The sequence below is a fragment of the Sneathiella sp. genome, assembly GCF_036844445.1.
In the GTDB taxonomy this organism is placed as follows: domain Bacteria; phylum Pseudomonadota; class Alphaproteobacteria; order Sneathiellales; family Sneathiellaceae; genus Sneathiella.
Map to the genome: position 1 here is coordinate 13,653 of NZ_DAIUFV010000004.1, position 16,886 is coordinate 30,538.

Below are 16,886 nucleotides of genomic sequence, written 5' to 3' on the forward strand. Positions count from 1 at the left end.
CGGTGAGCGAGCCGCTTCTCATTCTGGAAGGACGGCGCGCCGCAAGCTGGCTTGCGGCCGCCGGCCATCTGGTGGGGCTGGCCAGCCCGGCGTCTTATGCACAAGCCGATCCGGGCGATGAAATATTTAAGGTCAACAATCATATCTGCCTTGTAAGAGGCAGGAAAATAACGGAAAATACCGAAGAAAACTGGCAAAAGATGACGCCGGACGGCCTGCTGCTGCACCGCCTTTCAAAGACGCAAGCGCAGCAGCTCGGCAGGTTTTTTGCGACGTCGGTTGACGGGTGATCGCGACCGCCCGCCCGCCCACGCCGGCAACGGAGCCCACGCCGGCAACGGAGATTGTGATGACGGAAAATCCCGCGTCCCTGGTCCGCCTTCTGAAAGACATCCGGGCCTGCCGCCTTTGCGAGGCCTATCTGCCTCTCGGTCCGCGTCCGGTGCTGATTGCCGATATCAACGCGCGGATTTTGATTGCCGGGCAGGCGCCGGGCACGAAGGTGCATGAAAGCGGCGTGCCGTGGGATGATCCGTCGGGGGAGCGCCTGCGCGACTGGCTCGGCGTCACGCCGGAGGTTTTCTATAATCCGAAGAAATTCGCCATCATCCCGCAAGGCTTCTGCTATCCCGGCAAACTCGCAAGCGGCGGGGATGCGCCGCCGCGCCCCGAATGCGCCCGCACCTGGCATCCGCAACTGATCCCAGAGCTTAAAAACATCCGTCTGATCATCGCCGCGGGGCAGTATGCGCATAAATACTATCTCGGGGCGGCGCGGAAAAAGACGCTGACCGAGACGGTCGCGGCGTATTCAGAATATGCTCCCCGCGTCATTCCGCTGCCGCACCCGAGTTGGCGGGTCGTCGGCTGGATGAAACGCAACCCGTGGTTCGAGGCCGACGTGCTGCCCGAGCTCCGGGCGCGGGTTCACGCGCTGCTCGCGGAGAGCGGCGAATGAACGCGATTGTCCGCTTTGTCGCGAGCTTCTGGCTGATCTCCTTCCTCGGCGCCTGCGCGCCCACGGTGCAGGAAAGCGGCGAGATCACGGGCAGCGCCCATCTTGGCCGCGATTACCTGCTGACAGGCGACGGCATGCGCCTTCCCGTCCGCGCCTGGCCGGCGGAGGGGGCGCTGAGAGCGGTTCTTATCGCCGTGCATGGCTTTAACGACTACAGCTATTCCTACAATTTACCGGCGCAATGGTGGCAGGGGCAGGGCATCACCACCATCGCCTATGACCAGCGCGGCTTTGGGGAGGCGCCGAATGTCGGCATCTGGCCCGGCGAAGAGCTGCTGATCCGCGACCTTGCCGAGATGGTGGGCGCCGTGCGAAACGAATATCCGGGCGCACCGCTCTACCTGATCGGCGAGAGCATGGGCGGCGCGGTAGTCATCAATGCGCTCTCCCACGACGGCTTTCCCGAGGTCGATGGCGTGATCCTCTCGGCGCCCGCTGTCTGGGGCTGGCAGGCGATGAACCCCTTCTACCAGCTTATTCTCTGGACGGCGGCGCACAGCATCCCGGCGGTCACGCTGACGGGTGAGGGGACGGGCATTCAGGCGAGCGATAATATCGAGATCCTGCGCGCCCTCTCGGCCGACCCGCTGTTTATCAAGGAAACCCGGATTGACGCGATTTATGGCCTCGTCAACCTGATGGATGATGCCTATGACCGCGCGAGGGATCTCACCGATGTGCCGCTGCTTCTGCTCTACGGCGCGCATGACCAGCTTGTGCCGAAGGAGCCGGTTGCGAAAATCGCCGCCGAATTGCCGCCGCGCGCCGATATCGTCTATTACGAGAACGGCTGGCATATGCTGATGCGAGACCTTCAAGGGCCAATGGTCTGGCGCGATATTTCAGACTGGATCCTGGCCCGCGATATCCCGTCCGGCAAACGCATTGCCGAACTGCCGGCCGATTAGGACGCGCTTTTCGTCTCGCCCGCAAGGCGGCGAAGCAGCGGCAGCAATTCATCAAAATGATCGATGATGTAATTGGGATCGAGCTCGGCGACCGGTGTTTCGGTATAGCCGAAGCTGACGGCGATGACCGGAAGGTTCGCTGCTTTCGCCGCGCTGATATCGTAAAAACTGTCGCCGACCACCACGGCGCGCCGTGCGCCTGCGCCCATCGCTTCCAGCGTCGCCGTCAGATGCCGGGGATCGGGCTTGCGGAAGGGATAGCTGTCGGCGCCGACGATGGCGCTGAAATAGGGCGCGAGGCCGACATTTTCCAGCAGCGGGGTGGTGAAGCGCATCGGCTTGTTGGTGCAGACGCCCATCAGGACGTCGCTGCCGCGAAGGATATCGAGCGCCTCCCGGACCCCCTCGAAGGGCCGCGTGTGATCGCTGAGATGCCGCTCGTAATAGGTGAAAAACTCGCCGACCAGCTCCTCGAGCCTCTTTTGCGTCGGCAGGCCGCCCGTCGCTTCAAGGGCGCGCTCAAGCAGGAGACGCGCGCCGCGCCCGACCATATGACGGACATCCTCCAGGCTCACCGGGGGGCGCCCGCCCACTGCCAGCGCATGATTGAGCGCGGCATGCAAATCCGGCGCGCTGTCGACCAGCGTGCCGTCAAGATCGAAAATAACGGCGATTTCCTGCATATATGTAAAATCCGGTAACATAATTTTATTTGTTTTACGGTAGGGTTAGGGCTAATTCAGGCGAAAGTCCAGAGTATTAGCAGGAATTTGGGAAACGGATCAACATATGTCGTCAATCGCCGTCGTCGTCCTCGCAGCCGGGGCCGGCACCAGAATGAAATCAACCAAGCCAAAGGTGATGCATGAGCTGGGCGGCCGCCCGATGATCTGCCACCTGCTGGCGAGTGTCGGTGAACTCTCGCCGGAAAAAGTTGTTGTTGTTACCGCGCCGAAGATGGAAAGCGTGCAGCGCGCCGTCGCGCCGGCCGAGATCGCGATCCAGCAGGAGGCGCTTGGCACCGGCCACGCCGTCGCGGCCGCGCTTCCCGCGCTCCGGGGCTTTGCGGGCGATGTGCTGATCCTTTACGGCGATACGCCGCTGATCGAGACGGCGACGCTCCGGCGCATGATCGAGAAACGCCGCGCGAGCGAGACCTGCGCTGCCGTTGTGCTCGGCTTCGAGCCGGACGACCCCGCGGAATACGGCCGCCTTGTCACCGATGCGGCGGGGAATCTTACGGAAATTGTTGAATTTGCTGATGCGACACCTGAGCAGAAGGCGATAGGGCTTTGTAATTCTGGCGTTATGGCAATCAGCGGCGGACATCTAGAAAGCCTGATTTCCGCCATCGACAACCGCAATGCGAAGGGCGAATACTACCTGACCGATCTCGTCGGCCTGGCGATTGGCCGCGGCCTCACCTGCGCTTTCGTGCGCGGGGCGGAGACGGAACTTCTCGGCGTCAACAACCGCGCCCAGCTTGCCGAGGCCGAGAAGATTGCGCAAATGCGCTGGCGCGCCAGCGCGATGCGGGACGGCGCGACGCTGATCGATCCCGAGCAGGTGTGGTTCAGCCATGATACCAAACTCGGGCGGGATGTGGTGATTGAGCCCGGCGTCTTCTTCGGCCCGGGCGTTCGCATCGGCGATAACGTCCGCATCAAGGCGTTCAGCCATATCGAAGGCGCGACGATCGGCGACGCGGCGCAGATCGGACCGTTCGCGCGGCTTCGCCCCGGCGCGGACATCGCCGGTGAGGTGAAAATCGGCAATTTCGTCGAAATCAAGAAATCCAGGCTCGAGCAAGGTGCAAAGGTCAGCCATTTGTCCTATATCGGGGATGCCCGCGTCGGGGCGGAGGCGAATATCGGCGCGGGCACGATTACCTGCAACTATGACGGCTATGATAAATTCGTGACCGATATCGGGGCAGGGGCGTTCGTCGGCTCCAACACCGCGCTGGTCGCGCCGGTGAAAATCGGCGACGGCGCGATTATCGGGGCGGGCAGCACGATCACGAAAGACGTCGCCGCCGACGCGCTCGCGATCGAGCGGGCGCCGGAGGCGCAAAAGCCGGGCTGGGCGGCGCGGTTTCGCGCGCTCAAACAGAAAGTTGTAAAGTAACTCATTAATCAGTCTTGGAAGGTGTTTGCGATATGTGTGGTATTATCGGTGTGCTCGGCAAGAAAGACGTTGTACCCTCGCTCATCGGCGGGCTGAAACGGCTTGAGTATCGCGGTTACGACAGCGCGGGGATCGCGACGCTGACCGAGAGCGGCCTCGACCGCCGCCGCGCCGAGGGCAAGCTTGAAAATCTTGAAAAGGTGCTGCAATCGAGTAGCCTTTCGGGACTGGTCGGCATCGGCCATACCCGCTGGGCGACGCATGGCGTCCCGAACGAGGTGAACGCCCATCCGCATATGACGAGCCGGATCGCGCTTGTCCATAACGGGATTATCGAGAATTACCGCGAGCTGGCCGAAGAGCTGACGAAGAAGGGCTACAGCTTCGAGAGCGAGACCGATACCGAGATCGCCGCGCAGCTTATCAGCAGCTATATCGACGAAGGCCTTTCCCCGGAGGAGGCAATGAAGGCGAGCCTCAAGCGCCTGCACGGCGCCTTCTCGCTCGCGGTGATCTTCAAAGGTCATGATGATCTGATGATCGGCGCCCGGCGCGGCGCGCCGCTCGCGGTCGGCTGGGGCGACGGCGAGATGTTCCTTGGCTCCGACGCCCTTGCGCTTGCGCCGCTCACGGTGCGCATTTCCTATCTGGAAGAAGACGACTGGGCGGTGCTGACCCGCGAGGGCGCGACCTTTTACGACAAGGACGGGAAACGGGTTGAACGCGCCATCAAGCAGACGCAGCTTTCGGGCGCGATGATCGGCAAGGGCAATCACCGCCACTTCATGATGAAGGAAATCGCCGAGCAGCCGGCCGTGATGGGGGAGACGCTGAACGCCTTCTTCAACCCGAAAAGCCGGACGATCACGCTCCCCGACCTGCCGTTTGACTGGAACGAACTGCCGAAAGTGACGATTGTCGCCTGCGGCACGTCCTTTTACGCCGGGATGATCGCCAAATACTGGTTCGAGGGGATCGCCGATCTCAATGTCGAGGTGGATATCGCCTCGGAGTTCCGCTATCGCCAGATGCCGCTCAAAAAGGGCGGGCTCGCGCTCTTCATCTCGCAGTCGGGCGAGACGGCGGACACGCTCGCCGCGCTGCGCTATGCCAGGGCGAACGGGCAGCATATCGCCTCCATCGTCAATGTCGAGGAAAGCTCGATGGGGCGCGAGAGCGATTTCGTCTTCCACACCCAGGCCGGCCCCGAGATTGGCGTCGCCTCGACGAAAGCCTTTACCTGCCAGCTTGTGACGCTCGCCTGCATCGCGATTGATGCGGGCGTCCAACGCGGCGTCATCGACCATGCGGAGGAGGCGAGGCTCTGCGCAGCGCTTGCCGAAGTGCCGGCGCGCGCCGCCGATATTCTGGATAGCGATGAGGATATCAAGCGGCTCGCCGAAGCCATTTTCGAGGCCCGCGACGTACTCTATATCGGCCGCGGCACAGGCTATCCGATCGCCCTTGAAGGCGCGCTTAAATTAAAGGAAATCTCCTATATCCATGCCGAGGGCTATGCGGCGGGCGAACTGAAGCATGGGCCGATTGCGCTGATTGACGAGACGGTGCCGGTGATCGTCGTTGCGCCGTCGGATCCCTATTTCGAAAAGACGGCCTCCAACATGCAGGAGGTGATGGCGCGGAATGCGCGGGTAATCTTCCTCTCGGACGCCGCCGGGATCAGCCAGCTTGGCGACCGCGCGCTTGGCTCGATCGAGCTGCCGAGCGTCGATCCCTTCGTCGCGCCGATCCTCTATGCCATCCCGGTGCAGATCCTCGCCTATCACGTCGCCGTGCTGAAAGGCACCGACGTCGACCAGCCGCGCAACCTCGCCAAATCGGTGACGGTGGAGTAGGGACTAGTTTTTACATTCAGGCGGGGCGGCGGATTTCTGGCATTCGATGAAATTCGCCAGCCTCTCCATATTGCGGTCCCAGAAGCCCCGCGCGTCGTTGCCGGTATCCTCCGGCTCAACCGCCCAGGCCAGAAAGAGCAGCGTGCTCGCGATGATCACGGCCCAGACGGCAGTCGCAAGCCAGGCGCGAACGCCGCCCATCAGCCAGCTTGAAAAACGTTGCAGGGGCCCGCGTTTCTGGCCGGCGAGCTTGTAAAGATCGCCGATTGCCTGACCGATTTCCTGATGCTTTTTGGCAAAGTTGGTTTCGGCGCGGGCAAGGGTTTCCCGCTCCGTCACCTCAAGAAAATTTTTGAGAACCTTTTCGCCTTCCGCCTTGTAGATGGCGAGCGCATTGTTATCAGCGGCAACATTTTGCTGATAGTTTTTCAGGGTCTCAAGAATTTCGGCATCCGTCTTGCCGCTGGTTTTCAGGGAATCGGCCAGTTTTCGCTTTTCGGATTTATAAAAGAGATAGGCAAATTGCCCGGGAATATCGTCTCTACCTGCTACAAGCTTGTCGTAAACCCAAAGCATCCGGATAATGCGCCCCCCAGCGCAAATCGCCGTTCAGAAGCGGATCAATCCTTTTCCCTGACGGCCTCTCGCTTTTCGCTATCTGCTTTTTCAGCAGGCGGCCAGTCGCTGATCCCCTTGACCGGGACGTGCGGGCTGTCCTTGAAAAGATCAAAGCGGCTGAGTTCCTTAAAGATGGATTTACGCTGCTTTTCAGTCAGTGCGATCTTTGCTGTATTCGACATCTCGTCCTCGCGAATAGACGCAACGCGGTTATTTTATATGGAATTGCCGATTTTCGAAATAAAAAAGCGGCCCGTCCGCGAATACCGCGCTCTTTGCGCCCGTCTTTCATCCTTCAGATAAGACGGGAAAGCAGCTTTTTCAATCTCCCCGGCCGTTTTCAACGCCCGCATCCTATTCCGCGGCGATGCGGGGGGAGAGGTCGTTTTCCTCGATCTGGTGGATATAGTCGCGGGTCAGCGGCAGGTCAGCCACGCGTTTGGCGAGCTGGATCTGGAAGACGACAAGGCCGCTGTTGCGGAAGGAGACCTCGCTCGCCGCCAGGTAATATTCCCACATGCGGCAGAAGCGGTCGTCATACATCTCGCGCACCCGCTCGATGTTGGCGAGAAAGCGCTGCCGCCACGCCCGCAGCGTCTCGGCGTAATGGAGGCGGAGGATCTCGATATCGGTGACGTAAAGCCCGGCCCTCTCGATCGCGGGCGTCACCTGCGAGAGCGGCGGGATATAGCCGCCGGGGAAAATATATTTGTCGATCCACGCATTGGTCGGCGAGGGGCGATCGGCGGTGCCGATAGTATGGATCAGCGCGACGCCGTCGTCGGTCAGGATATCGCGCACTTTGCGGAAGAATTTGTCGTAATGCGGCACGCCGACATGCTCGAACATGCCGACCGAGACGATGCGGTCGAATTTCTCCGTGACATCGCGGTAGTCGGTCAGACGATAATCGACCCGCCCCTCAAGCCCCGTCTCCTTCGCTTTCTGTACCGCGTAGGCATGCTGGTTGGTCGAGAGGGTGACGCCGGTGACCTGCACCTCGGTGCTCGTTGAGAGAAACCGCGCGAGGCCGCCCCAGCCGCAGCCGATATCGAGTACCTTCTGCCCCGGCTTCAGCGCCAGCTTGGCGGCGATATGCGCCATTTTCTGGCGCTGCGCCTGCTCGAGGGAATCCCCCGGCGTCTTGAAATAGGCGCAGGAATATTGCCGGTTTTCGTCGAGAAAAAGTTCATAAAGGTCCTCGCCGATGTCGTAGTGATGGGCGACATTGCGCCGTGACCGGCCACGCGGATTGAATTTCCGGAAGAACCAGTAGATCTCGAAGAGCGCATCGCCGAGGCTGGCGAGCGGGTGGCGCGAGCCCCAGCCGAGATTGCGCGTCATGAGATCGAGGAAGTCATAGATACTGCCGCCCTCGACCGTGATATCGCCGTCCATATAGGCTTCGCCAAGAAACAGCTTCGGATAGAGCGCGAGCTTGCGTTCCGCCGCCTTTGAATGGATGCGCAGGGTAAGAACGGGACCATCCTCGCGGCCGCGGAAATAATGCTCCTTGCCTGTGGAGTCAAAAACCGTCAGCGTTCCCTTGGACATGATGCGTTTCAGTATTTGCGACAACAGGAACATCTGAACTCCTTCCAGCTTGCAAGCTGAAGCCTTGCTGCCCGGCGAGCGGCCGGCTGAACCGGGGTCTCGAGCGGGGAGGACTAAAGAGCATTCCCGCTCATAACGGGCGGGCGTCGATCCGATTGAAGTGTCTCTCGCGTCTCATGACGCAAGCCGGGCCGATCGCCGACGTTCGTCTTCAACTCATTCTCGTTCAAACACTGCCATAATCTTGGGACGGGTTTGGCGCAAAATCAAGTCCCTTCTTTTATCGCTTTTGCAGAAAAACGACTGAAAACAAGGGTTTTCGAGCAATCTTAGCGGCGGGCGCAGCGGCGCAAAGAGACCCGGGAACCGCAAAATTCCGCGGCATAAAACGACTTCTTCTTATATAGGGAGAGAGGCGGGCGGAGCCGCGCCGCGTTTCGCTGAAATGCACGCATTTATGTGCAGCGGCGCCTATTATCCGGCATCCGGCGCGGCAAATGGCGTCAAATACGGGGACGGGATCGCTTTCGCCGGTGCGATTCTATTAGAGAATGCTACCTTTTGTAGATATCTTCCGCCGAGATCGTCTCTTCATGCGAGCGGAAGCTCTGCGCCTCGATAAAGACGCGGCGGATATCGGGATACTCCGCCTTGATGCGCCGCTCAAGATCGGTGATGGTGTCCTCCACCTCGGCCGAGGTCAGCGTGTCGTTGAAATCAAGGCTGAGATTGACGAGGATATCATGCGGCCCGAGATGCATGGTGAGAAGCTCATTGACCGCCTCGATCCGCGCTTCGCGACCGATAATTGCTTCAATCCCGCTTTGCACCAGCGGATCGGCGCTCTCGCCGATCAGCAGCCCCTTGCATTCGATGGCGAGCAGCACGGCAACGCCCGCAAGGATCATCGCGATAACGACCGACGCGATGCCGTCGAGCTCGGGAATGCCGAGATACTGCGCGAAGAAAATGCCGACCAGCGCGACGATCAGGCCGAGCACGGCGGCGGTATCCTCGAACAAAATGGTGAAGATGGTCGGATCCTTGCTAAGCCGCACCGATTGCCAGAGGCCGTTTTTCCCGATGCCGCGCTTGAACTCGATCCAGGCGACGGTCCAGGCCCAGCCTTCGAACAGGATCGCGAGGCCGAGAACAACATAATTCCACGTCGGGTCGGTGATCGGCTCGGGGTGCTGGATATGCTTGATGCCTTCATAGAGCGAGATCCCGGCGCCCAGCGCAAAGATCAGGATGGCGACGACAAACGCCCAGAAATAAAGCTCCATGCCGTAGCCGAAGGGATGATTGGCGTCCGCCGCCTTTCGCGCCCGCCGAAGGCCGTGCAGCATCAGGATCTGGTTGCCGGTATCGACCAGCGAATGCACCCCCTCGCTCAGCATCGCCGAGGAGCCGGTGAAAAAGGCGGCGGTGAATTTGGAGGCGGCAATCAGGCTGTTTCCGATCAGGGCCGCGTAAATTACCTTCTTTGATCCGCTTGCCATCCCTGCCCCCGTCATTGCGCTCATCGGCGTCTTTTTTAAACTCGATAACCTGGCGCGTAAAATCAAGGTTTCTTTCGCGGCAGGTGATTGACTATCCGCCGTTCTGTTCTAAACTCCAAACCCTCTGCAGGGGCACGGAAGGGCCCCGATCCGCCCTTTGCGCGCACTCAAATCCGGCCAGGCCCAAGGAGGACGCCATGCATGACAGACGCTCGAACCCGCTCAACCTGAAAGACCCCGATCTCTTCCGAATGCAGGGGTTTCTCGGCGGCAAATGGGTTGATGCGGATAGCGGTATAACCCACGATGTCACCAACCCGGCAACAGGCGAGGTGATCGGCACCATCCCCGATATGGGAGCGGCGGAGACGCGCCGCGCGATCGAGGCGGCCAGGGCGGCGATGCCGGGCTGGGCCCGCAAGACGGCGAAGGAGCGGGCGGGGATCCTGCGAAAGTGGCACGACCTGATGCTGGAGAACGCCGATGACCTTGCGCGGCTCATGACCATCGAGATGGGCAAACCGCTCACGGAAGCAAAAGGCGAGGTGACTTATGCCGCCTCCTTCATCGAATGGTTCGCCGAAGAGGGGAAACGCATCTACGGCGACACCATCCCCGAGCATCAGAGCGACAAGCGCATCGTCGTCATCAAGCAGCCGATTGGCGTCACCGCCGCGATTACGCCCTGGAACTTTCCGATTGCAATGATCACGCGAAAGGCCGCGCCCGCGCTCGCCGCCGGCTGCCCGATGGTCATCAAACCCTCTGAACTCACACCCTATTCGGCCTTTGCGCTGGCCGTGCTCGCGGCCCGCGCCGGAGTGCCGGCCGGGATTTTGAGTGTGGTGACCGGCGATTCATCGGCTATCGGCGGTGAGATGACATCAAACCCCACGGTCGCGAAGCTCAGCTTCACCGGATCGACCGCGGTTGGCCGCCTGCTGATGGAGCAATCGGCGCCAACAGTGAAAAAACTCTCACTCGAGCTTGGCGGCAACGCGCCCTTCCTCGTCTTCGATGACGCCAATCTTGACGAGGCGGTGGAGGCGGCGATTGCCTCGAAATACCGCAATGCCGGGCAGACCTGCGTCTGCGCCAACCGGATTTATGTGCAGGCCGGCATCCATGACGCCTTCGTCGCAAAGCTGACCGAGCGGGCGAAGGCGCTTAAAGTCGGCAACGGATTGGAGGAGGGGGTCGCGCAAGGCCCGCTGATCACCGAAAAGGCGGTTCAAAAGGTCGAGGCGCATATCGAGGATGCGCTGAGTAAAGGCGCGAAGCTTCTTCTCGGCGGCAAGCGCCATGCGCTCGGCGGCACCTTTTTCGAGCCGACGGTTCTGAGCGGCGCAACGCAAGGAATGCGTGTCGCTAAAGAGGAAACGTTCGGCCCCGTTGCCTCGGTCTTCCGTTTTGAGACGGAGGAGGAGGCGATCCGTATGGCGAATGATACCGAGTTTGGCCTTGCCGCCTATCTCTGCGCGCGCGATATCGGCCGCATCTGGCGCGTTTCCGAGGCGCTCGAATATGGCATTGTCGGCATCAATACGGGGATTATCTCGACCGAAGTTGCGCCCTTTGGCGGCGTCAAGCAGTCGGGGATTGGCCGCGAGGGTTCAAAATACGGCATTGATGATTATCTGGAGATCAAATACATGTGCATCGGCGGCCTTGATACATAGCTGCTCTGCACGGACGGGGCCGCACCAACCAGATGCCGGCAGGCATCCATCATAGGAAGTTCGTTGTGACATTTGATTATGATCTGTTTGTTATCGGCGCAGGTTCTGGCGGCGTTCGCGCCTCGCGCATTTCCTCAAGCCTTGGCGCCCGCGTCGCGATTGCCGAGGAATTCCGCGTCGGCGGCACCTGCGTTATCCGCGGCTGCGTGCCGAAGAAGCTGCTGGTCTATGCGAGCCATTTCGCCGAGGACTTTAAAGACGCCGAAGGCTATGGCTGGGCGGTGGGCGAGCGCAGCCACTCCTGGAAGACGCTGATCGAGAACAAGGATCGCGAGATCAACCGGCTGAACGGCATCTATCACAACATCCTGAAAAACAACAATGTCACGCTCTATGAGGGGCGGGCGACGCTGGTTGATAAAAATACCGTCAAGGTCGGCGACAGGACGATCACCGCGAAATATATCCTGATCGCGACCGGGGCGACGCCCGTCATGCCGGATGTGCCGGGGATCGAGCATGCCATCTCGTCGAACGAGGCGTTTCATCTGGACGAGCTGCCAAAGCGCATCATCGTCGTCGGCGGCGGCTATATCGCGGTGGAGTTTGCCGGGATTTTTAACGGCCTCGGTTCCGACGTGACGCTGCTTTACCGGCGCGACCTGATCCTCCGCGGTTTCGATGACGATGTGCGGACGTTCCTGAGCGGCGAGCTCACGAAAAAGGGCATCAAGATCGAGACCAACGCAAATCCGGCGCGAATCGAGAAGCGCGCGAACGGCCTTACCGTCACGCTTGAGGACGGCCGCACGCTTGAATGCGACGCCATCATGTATGCGACGGGCCGCGATCCCAACACGAAGGGCCTCGGGCTTGAAGCGCTCGGCGTTGAGTTGAAAGAGAACGGCGCGGTGAAGGTCACGGCGCAGTCGCAGACGACGGTGGACAATATCTATGCCGTTGGCGACGTGACGGACCGCATCGCGCTGACCCCCGTCGCCATTCATGAAGGCATGGCCTTCGCCGAGACGGTGTTCGGTGGCCGGCCGCGCGCGGCGGATCACGAGAATGTGCCCTCCGCCGTCTTCTCCCAGCCGCAGGTTGGCACCGTCGGGCTCACCGAAGCCCAGGCGCGCGAGAAATATGGCGCGGTCGATATCTATAAATCGCAGTTCCGGCCGATGAAAATGACGCTTTCGGGAAGTAGCGAGCAGGCCTTTGTGAAACTGATCGTTGAGCCGAAGTCCGATCTGGTCGTCGGCGTGCATATCGTCGGCGGCGACGCGGCGGAGATTATCCAGTCGGTCGGCATCGCGCTCAAATGCAAGGCGACCAAGGCGCAGTTCGACGCCACTGTCGGCGTGCATCCCTCGCTTGCCGAGGAGATTGTAACGATGCGCGAGAAATATACCGGAGATTGAGAACAGTCCGAAACGAGGCGCAACATTTCCCCGTTTTTTCTCCGATTGCCAACGAATCGGATGAAAAAGCGCGGGTTATTATTGCGAAATCGTCAAAAGGCTGTAGATATACCTTTAGAAACAGTCGAAATTTAAGGAAGTAGAGAGATGTCTAAAGTCTGGACCCCCGATAGCTGGAGACAAAAACCGGTGCGCCAGCTACCGACCTATCCGGATGCCGAGGCGCTGGCCGCGGTCGAAAAGGAATTGCAGTCCTTTCCGCCGCTGGTATTCGCAGGGGAAGCGCGCAGCCTGAAGAAAAAGCTGGCTGATGTGGCCGCCGGGCGGGCATTTCTGCTGCAGGGCGGCGACTGCGCCGAGAGCTTCGCCGAATTTCACCCCAACACCATTCGTGACACCTTCAAGGTGCTGCTGCAGATGGCCGTTGTGCTGACCTACGGCGCCAATTGCCCGGTGGTCAAGGTCGGCCGTCTTGCCGGCCAGTTCGCCAAGCCGCGCTCGAGCGATACCGAGGTGATCGACGACGTCGAACTGCCGAGCTATCGCGGCGACATCATCAACGGCTTTGAATTTGACGAGAGCGCCCGCGTTCCCGATCCGCAGCGGATGCTGAAAGGCTATCTGCAAGCGGCCTCGACGCTGAACCTGCTGCGCGCGTTTGCGCAGGGCGGCTATGCCGACCTCCATCAGGTGCACAGCTGGAACATGGGCTTTGTCGCCAGCGGCCCGCAAGGGGAACGCTACCAGGAAATGGCCGATCGCATCCATGACGCGCTCGCCTTCATGGAAGCCTGCGGCGTCACCTCGGCCAACACGCCGGAGATGGGGCGGACCGATTTCTACACCTCGCATGAGGCGCTGCTGCTGCCCTATGAGCAGAGCATGACCCGCGTCGACAGCACCTCGGGCGACTACTACGACACCTCCGCGCATATGCTGTGGATCGGGGATCGCACGCGTGATCCGGATGAGGCGCATGTCGAATTCCTGCGCGGCGTCGCCAACCCGATCGGCGTCAAGGCCGGTCCGAGCCAGACGCCGGACGGGCTGCTGCGCCTGATCGATGCCCTCAACCCGAAGAACGAGGCCGGCCGTCTCACCGTGATCTGCCGCTTCGGCGCCGATCAGGTGGAGAAGCATCTGCCGGCCCTGATCCGTAAAGTCGAGCGCGAAGGGCGCACCGTCGTCTGGTCGTGCGATCCGATGCATGGCAACACCATCAAATCCTCGACCGGCTACAAGACCCGGCCGGTGGACAAGATCCTGACCGAAGTGCGGCAGTTCTTCGATGTGCATCAGAGCGAGGGCACCTATGCGGGCGGCGTTCATTTCGAGATGACCGGGCAGAATGTCACCGAATGCATCGGCGGCGCCTTTGAAGTGACGGAGGAGCGGCTCAGCGATCGGTATCACACGGCCTGCGATCCGCGCCTTAACGCTAACCAGGCGCTGGAACTCGCGTTCCTGATCTCCGAAATGATCAAACAGGAAAGGAGCAACGGGGCCGCTGTCGCTGCTGCCTCGTAACGCCCGACGCCCATGAACAGCCAGAAGCCAGTTGACACGCGGGCGGCGGTGGATAAAGCCATCGCCGACCACACGGATCAGTATTTTAACAAAACGAAAAGCGTGATCGGGCAGTTTGGCAACCGGACCGTCACTTACGCGATCTTCATGCGAAGGCCGGTCCTTTTCTGTCCGCGCCTGATGTTCGACTGGATGTATGAGATTGCGGCGCTCCGCGATCAGAAATTCATCATCGAGCCCTGCTTTGAGGAAGGCGACTGGGTCGGCGCTGGCGAGCCGCTTGTCTATATCACCGGCAGCTTCTTTGATCTCGTCGATCTGGAAACGCTCTATTTGCAGAAGCTCGGGCCCGCCTGCGTTGCCGCCTATAACGCCTATACCATGTGCAGCCATATGCCGGAGACGGCCTTCCTTGCCATGGATGCGCGCCACTGCGCCGGCAGCGAAATGGCGGTGATGATGGCTTATGCCGCCTCGGTCGGCAGCCGCGCCGCGCAAAGCGAGCTTGGCGTCGTCGGCTTTATCGGCAACGCCAATACCGCGACTGCTGGCTATTTCGGCAAGGAGGAGGGGCTCGGCACCATGCCGCATGCGCTGATCGGCTATGCCGGCGATACGGTGCGCGCGGCAGAGATGTTTCACGAGCGCTTTCCCGACGAGCCGCTGACCGTGCTCGTCGACTATTTCGGGCGCGAGATCAGCGATGCGCTTGCCGTCTGCCGACGTTTCCCGGAAATGGCGGCGGCGGGGCGGCTCTCGGTCCGGCTTGACACCCATGGCGGGCGCTTTATCGAGGGGCTGGATCCCGCAACCTCCTATGCGGTGCTCGAGCGGCATATGCCGCGCGGCATCCGCCAGTATCGCTCGGAGCAGGAGCTGCGGTGGCTGGTTGGCACTGGCGTTTCGGCGGCCGCCATCTATCTGATGCGCGAAAAGCTTGACGAAGCCGGCTTTCCCAATGTGAAGATCGTTGCCTCCTCCGGATTCTCGCCCGAGAAATGTCGCATCATGGGCAATATGAAAGCGCCGATCGATGTGGTGGGGACGGGAAGTTTCCTTCCGGAAATCTGGCCTGAAACCTACGCAACCGCCGACATTATCTCCTATGACGGCAAGCCGACCGTGAAGATGGGACGCGAATTCCTGTTCCGCAAAGACAAGGGCGGCGCGTAAAAAATCCAAATCATCGGTTTCAAAGCACGGCCATCCCCGCTAATACTAGGAGGTGACGGAGACGATCGCCTTTTTTCGCGGGAGAGTCCATGTATGTGGCGATGAAAAACTCCTGGGCTTTGTTGCTCGGGCTCGCCTTCCTGATGCTGGGTAACGGCCTGCAGGGGTCCCTGATGGGTATCCGCGCCTCGCTTGAGGGCTTCCCGACAGGGGTCATCGGCCTTGTCATGTCCGCCTATTACATGGGCTTTCTGGCGGGCTCGGTGGTGACGCCGAAAATCCTCCGCCGCGTCGGCCATGTCCGGGTCTTTGCCGCGCTCGCCTCGCTCGCCTCCTCGGCGGCGCTGCTTTACGCCGTCTTTGTCGATCCGGTGGTCTGGAGCCTGATGCGGCTGCTCACCGGCTTCTGCTTCGCCGGGCTTTATATCGTCTGTGAAAGCTGGCTGAATGATGCGGCAACGAACGAGACGCGCGGTCAGCTTCTCTCGATCTATATGATCATCATGATGGGCGGAATGGCAGTCGGGCAGCTGTTCCTCAATATGGCCGACCCGGCGGGCTATGATCTCTTTATCTTGATCTCGGTGCTGATTTCGCTTGGCCTTATTCCGATGGCGCTGACGGCGAGCCCGGCGCCCAATTTCACCGCCAGCACCCGCCTCAAGCTGAAGCAGCTTTACAGGATTTCCCCGCTCGGCATGATAGGGATATTCGCGCAAGGGATCTCGGGCGGCGCCTTTTACGGCATGGCGGCCGTCTATGGCGACCGGATCGGCCTCACGGTGGCGCAGATTTCCGGCTTCATCAGTATCATGATCCTTGGCGGCGTGCTGCTGCAATGGCCGATCGGGCGGCTTTCGGACCATTTCGACCGCCGCTGGGTGCTGAGCATCTCGGCGATGTCGGGCGGCGTCGCGGCGCTGCTTGCGCTCTATGCCGGGGAGACGGGGAATTTCACGTTATTCCTCGTTGCGGCGGCGCTGTTCGGCGGCTTCTCGGTGCCGATCTATTCGCTCTGTATCGCCCATACCAACGACCATCTGGAACCCTCCAAAATGGTGGCGGCATCGAGCGGGCTTATTCTGGTGAACGGTACCGGCGCGATTTTCGGCCCGATTGTCGTTGGCCCGATGATGTCGATCGCGGGGAGCGCCTTCTTCTTCGCCTGGCTTGCCTTCGGCCATCTTGGCATCGGCCTCTTCGCGCTCTATCGGATGCGCGTCAAGCCGAGCCAGCCGATGGATACCCACAGCCCGTTCGTGGCCGTGCCGGTCCGCAACGCGAGCATCGTCGTCGCCCTGCATCCGGAAACCGAGGAGTGGGACGAGGGCGATGACGCCCGCGCCGCTTCCGATGCGGATGGCGCCGCGCCCCTTGAGGAGGGCGATGAAATCCCCGAAATTCTCGATGACGGCCCGGCGCTTGGCGAAAACAGTTCCTAGCGGCCGGAAAAATCATTCATTTTTCCAATAAATGCAGCCGCGGATGCTTGCTGCGCGGCTA

Annotated in this window: 15 protein-coding genes; 10 read left to right on the top strand and 5 right to left on the bottom strand. The window is 60.8% G+C overall.

The window, feature by feature from the left end; genetic code table 11:
- Positions 1-2: 2 nt before the first annotated feature.
- From V7Z56_RS08985 to V7Z56_RS08995, 3 genes are read left to right on the top strand one after another with little or no spacing between them, the layout of a single operon-like run.
- Complete coding sequence (locus tag V7Z56_RS08985; protein WP_334129075.1) at positions 3-290, top strand: hypothetical protein; 288 nt, start codon at positions 3-5, stop codon at positions 288-290.
- 59 nt (positions 291-349) lie between these two features.
- Complete coding sequence (locus V7Z56_RS08990) at positions 350-958, top strand: uracil-DNA glycosylase family protein (protein WP_334129076.1); 609 nt, start codon at positions 350-352, stop codon at positions 956-958.
- A complete protein-coding gene (locus tag V7Z56_RS08995; protein WP_334129077.1) occupies positions 955-1,926 on the top strand; it encodes an alpha/beta hydrolase in 972 nt (323 codons plus the stop codon). The genes V7Z56_RS08990 and V7Z56_RS08995 overlap by 4 nt, the downstream gene beginning before the upstream one ends.
- Here V7Z56_RS08995 and gph read toward each other — a convergent pair.
- Positions 1,923-2,609 carry a phosphoglycolate phosphatase gene (gene gph, locus V7Z56_RS09000; protein ID WP_334129078.1) on the bottom strand — a complete coding sequence of 229 codons (687 nt, stop codon included), beginning with the start codon at positions 2,607-2,609 and terminating at the stop codon, positions 1,923-1,925. The genes V7Z56_RS08995 and gph overlap by 4 nt on opposite strands.
- A gap of 106 nt (positions 2,610-2,715) precedes the next feature.
- On the opposite strand from gph, the gene glmU reads away from it, so the two are divergent.
- Positions 2,716-4,053 (top strand): bifunctional UDP-N-acetylglucosamine diphosphorylase/glucosamine-1-phosphate N-acetyltransferase GlmU, encoded by a 1,338-nt coding sequence (gene glmU, locus V7Z56_RS09005; protein ID WP_334129079.1) that lies wholly within the window; start codon positions 2,716-2,718, stop codon positions 4,051-4,053.
- A gap of 32 nt (positions 4,054-4,085) precedes the next feature.
- Positions 4,086-5,909, top strand: coding sequence for a glutamine--fructose-6-phosphate transaminase (isomerizing) (gene glmS / locus V7Z56_RS09010; protein WP_334129080.1), 1,824 nt, complete (start codon positions 4,086-4,088; stop codon positions 5,907-5,909).
- Positions 5,910-5,912: 3 nt separating this feature from the next.
- On the opposite strand, the gene V7Z56_RS09015 is transcribed toward glmS, so the two are convergent.
- The 4 genes from V7Z56_RS09015 to V7Z56_RS09030 form a co-directional block, all read right to left on the bottom strand.
- Positions 5,913-6,485, bottom strand: coding sequence for a hypothetical protein (locus tag V7Z56_RS09015; protein WP_334129081.1), 573 nt, complete (start codon positions 6,483-6,485; stop codon positions 5,913-5,915).
- A gap of 44 nt (positions 6,486-6,529) precedes the next feature.
- Complete coding sequence (locus V7Z56_RS09020; RefSeq protein WP_334129082.1) at positions 6,530-6,709, bottom strand: hypothetical protein; 180 nt, start codon at positions 6,707-6,709, stop codon at positions 6,530-6,532.
- A 172-nt stretch (positions 6,710-6,881) separates the two neighbouring features.
- Positions 6,882-8,114 (bottom strand): cyclopropane-fatty-acyl-phospholipid synthase family protein, encoded by a 1,233-nt coding sequence (locus V7Z56_RS09025; RefSeq protein ID WP_334129083.1) that lies wholly within the window; start codon positions 8,112-8,114, stop codon positions 6,882-6,884.
- A 521-nt stretch (positions 8,115-8,635) separates the two neighbouring features.
- Entirely contained in the window at positions 8,636-9,583 is a 948-nt protein-coding gene (locus V7Z56_RS09030; RefSeq protein WP_443023782.1) for a cation diffusion facilitator family transporter, read from the bottom strand.
- A 197-nt stretch (positions 9,584-9,780) separates the two neighbouring features.
- Here V7Z56_RS09030 and gabD point away from each other — a divergent pair, with 197 nt between their 5' ends.
- The 5 genes from gabD (at position 9,781) to V7Z56_RS09055 (ending at position 16,825) form a co-directional block, all read left to right on the top strand.
- Positions 9,781-11,262 (top strand): NADP-dependent succinate-semialdehyde dehydrogenase, encoded by a 1,482-nt coding sequence (gabD, locus tag V7Z56_RS09035; protein WP_334129085.1) that lies wholly within the window; start codon positions 9,781-9,783, stop codon positions 11,260-11,262.
- A gap of 65 nt (positions 11,263-11,327) precedes the next feature.
- On the top strand, positions 11,328-12,683 hold the full coding sequence (gene gor, locus V7Z56_RS09040; protein ID WP_334129086.1) for a glutathione-disulfide reductase: 1,356 nt from the start codon (positions 11,328-11,330) through the stop codon (positions 12,681-12,683).
- A 147-nt stretch (positions 12,684-12,830) separates the two neighbouring features.
- Complete coding sequence (locus V7Z56_RS09045) at positions 12,831-14,210, top strand: class II 3-deoxy-7-phosphoheptulonate synthase (RefSeq protein ID WP_334129087.1); 1,380 nt, start codon at positions 12,831-12,833, stop codon at positions 14,208-14,210.
- A gap of 12 nt (positions 14,211-14,222) precedes the next feature.
- Entirely contained in the window at positions 14,223-15,383 is a 1,161-nt protein-coding gene (locus tag V7Z56_RS09050; protein ID WP_334129088.1) for a hypothetical protein, read from the top strand.
- 89 nt (positions 15,384-15,472) lie between these two features.
- The gene (locus V7Z56_RS09055; RefSeq protein WP_334129089.1) at positions 15,473-16,825 is read left to right on the top strand and encodes an MFS transporter; all 1,353 of its coding nucleotides are present in this window, start codon (positions 15,473-15,475) and stop codon (positions 16,823-16,825) included.
- Positions 16,826-16,886: the final 61 nt, after the last annotated feature.

Coding starts and splice junctions, on each gene's coding strand:
- V7Z56_RS08990 (WP_334129076.1), top strand. CDS start 350: ATGACGGAAAATCCCGCGTCCCTGGTCCGCCTTCTGAAAGACATCCGG.
- V7Z56_RS08995 (WP_334129077.1), top strand. CDS start 955: ATGAACGCGATTGTCCGCTTTGTCGCGAGCTTCTGGCTGATCTCCTTC.
- gph (WP_334129078.1), bottom strand. CDS start 2,609: ATGCAGGAAATCGCCGTTATTTTCGATCTTGACGGCACGCTGGTCGAC.
- glmU (WP_334129079.1), top strand. CDS start 2,716: ATGTCGTCAATCGCCGTCGTCGTCCTCGCAGCCGGGGCCGGCACCAGA.
- glmS (WP_334129080.1), top strand. CDS start 4,086: ATGTGTGGTATTATCGGTGTGCTCGGCAAGAAAGACGTTGTACCCTCG.
- V7Z56_RS09015 (WP_334129081.1), bottom strand. CDS start 6,485: ATGCTTTGGGTTTACGACAAGCTTGTAGCAGGTAGAGACGATATTCCC.
- V7Z56_RS09020 (WP_334129082.1), bottom strand. CDS start 6,709: ATGTCGAATACAGCAAAGATCGCACTGACTGAAAAGCAGCGTAAATCC.
- V7Z56_RS09025 (WP_334129083.1), bottom strand. CDS start 8,114: ATGTTCCTGTTGTCGCAAATACTGAAACGCATCATGTCCAAGGGAACG.
- V7Z56_RS09030 (WP_443023782.1), bottom strand. CDS start 9,583: ATGGCAAGCGGATCAAAGAAGGTAATTTACGCGGCCCTGATCGGAAAC.
- gabD (WP_334129085.1), top strand. CDS start 9,781: ATGCATGACAGACGCTCGAACCCGCTCAACCTGAAAGACCCCGATCTC.
- V7Z56_RS09045 (WP_334129087.1), top strand. CDS start 12,831: ATGTCTAAAGTCTGGACCCCCGATAGCTGGAGACAAAAACCGGTGCGC.
- V7Z56_RS09050 (WP_334129088.1), top strand. CDS start 14,223: ATGAACAGCCAGAAGCCAGTTGACACGCGGGCGGCGGTGGATAAAGCC.
- V7Z56_RS09055 (WP_334129089.1), top strand. CDS start 15,473: ATGTATGTGGCGATGAAAAACTCCTGGGCTTTGTTGCTCGGGCTCGCC.